Origin of the sequence: Bartonella sp. AP57NXGY (genome assembly GCF_042195805.1) — a bacterium.
Classification (GTDB): domain Bacteria; phylum Pseudomonadota; class Alphaproteobacteria; order Rhizobiales; family Rhizobiaceae; genus Bartonella.
The window spans coordinates 9,766-11,502 of sequence record NZ_JBHIOZ010000019.1 but is presented as its reverse complement, the minus strand read 5'-3'; the positions used below and the strand labels follow the sequence as shown (position 1 = coordinate 11,502).

General features: G+C 33.0%; 2 protein-coding genes. Both read left to right on the top strand.

Features of this window, described 5'->3' with window-relative positions; genetic code table 11:
* Positions 1-222: 222 nt before the first annotated feature.
* A complete protein-coding gene (gene yajC, locus ACFIL8_RS03885) occupies positions 223-675 on the top strand; it encodes a preprotein translocase subunit YajC (RefSeq protein ID WP_375668189.1) in 453 nt (150 codons plus the stop codon).
* A 462-nt stretch (positions 676-1,137) separates the two neighbouring features.
* Positions 1,138-1,524 (top strand): Mth938-like domain-containing protein, encoded by a 387-nt coding sequence (locus ACFIL8_RS03880; protein WP_375611259.1) that lies wholly within the window; start codon positions 1,138-1,140, stop codon positions 1,522-1,524.
* The last annotated feature ends 213 nt before the right edge of the window (positions 1,525-1,737 follow it).

Sequence of the window (1,737 nt, the reverse complement as noted above, 5' to 3'; positions counted from 1 at the left end):
TATTGTAGGATATACAATAGGGGAAAGTGAATCTATTTTTTAAGATTTTTCTCATTGTATTTTGGTATTCTGCCTCTTAAGGATTTATTGTATTTTTGTAAAGCTGTGATTAGATTATGTAGTTATTGCTTTTTATGATAAATTCTTTAGGAATTTTTTCTGTATCGGAATTTCATTTTAATAGAGTGGGAAATACCTGAGGTTTAACTATAGGAGATAAAAATGTTTATGACGAACGCTTATGCTCAAGTTGCAGGCGATGTTTCCGGTGGAATTTCATTTGCTAACGCTGTCCCATTCATTTTAATTTTTGCAATTATGTATTTTTTTATGATTCGTCCACAGCGTGCCCAAATGAAAAAACGCCAAGAAATGCTTAATGCAGTACGTCGTGGTGATACAGTTATAACGGGTGGTGGTATTATCGGCAAGGTTACGAAGGTTCACGACGAGAGTGGTGAATTAGAGGTTGAAATTGGTGAGAGTATGAATATTCGTGTTATTCGCTCAACATTAGCTGATGTGCGCGTTAAAGGTGAGCCGGTTGCAGAAAAAAAATCAAAACTTAATGCTAAAGCAAAAAGACCACAAAAGTCTAAATCTAAAACGACAACGAAAGAAGATATGAGTATCTCTGAAGAGAAAAAAGCTATATCAAAGGAAAATGCATCTTAAGGTGTAATGGCAGTTTATTACATTTTTTAAGCATTTTTATAAAAAGCTTGGCAAGATCAAGACAATTTCATTGAAAAAGAGGCTTTTATAGTGGCTACAGAAAATGGAGTTTTTGTTTTCTTTAGATTATTAAAATAGTTGTTTTATTTATAGAATATTACGCAATTTTTTTCTGTTTTTTAAACAAGATCATTGTTTTTATAAAAAGCAATTTGTGAGTAAATAAGCTGAGGAAACTTTTTAAAAGATAGATTTATTTAAGCAGGTATAGCATTTTACCGCGGTTTATTCCCAAATTTTCATATATTTGTTGTATGAGAAGATTAGGGCATTATATAAAAATTTTTACTTCAATACTAGGCTATGTTTAACATATCAATGTTTATATCAGCCTTATTTTAATTTTTATGATGAGAAGAAGCAAAGACAATTGGATTATTCAAAAATAAAAGGTGCATATTCATGTTCGATGCAATTCAAATTCGTGAAGCACATTTTCCAAGTCGCGCACCTATTGATGCTTATGGAAATGGTGGGTTTCGTTTTGCTGATATGTCTCATAGAGGTTCTATTATTTGTGTACCATCAGGTATTTATGGCATTGAGATGGCAGGGCCTGTTCCCACTCAAAGGGATATATCTCGTATTTTAGAAGAAGCTTCTGAAATCGAAGTTTTATTAATAGGTACTGGAATTGAATTATTACGATTACCTGAAGAGTTACGGGTGCTTTTATGGGAAAAACGTATTTCATCAGATACAATGAGTACGGGAGCGGCGGTGCGTACATTTAATGTTTTATTGGCTGAAGATCGCGCTGTTGCAGCGTTATTATTTGCGGTAGAATAGAGTATTGTTTAATAAAACAAAGGCTCTGGTCTAGCATGAAAGACTTGTGTGATTATTTTCTGCGCTGTAAAATACTGTCATTTAAGGCGGTGATATAAGGGTATAGAATATACATAACTTAACACATTAAGTGTTTTTTAAATACAGCAGCAAGTATTCAGGACAAAGTTTGCTCATAGTTCCTAATGAATCACATGAGTGATCAGCTCTTGG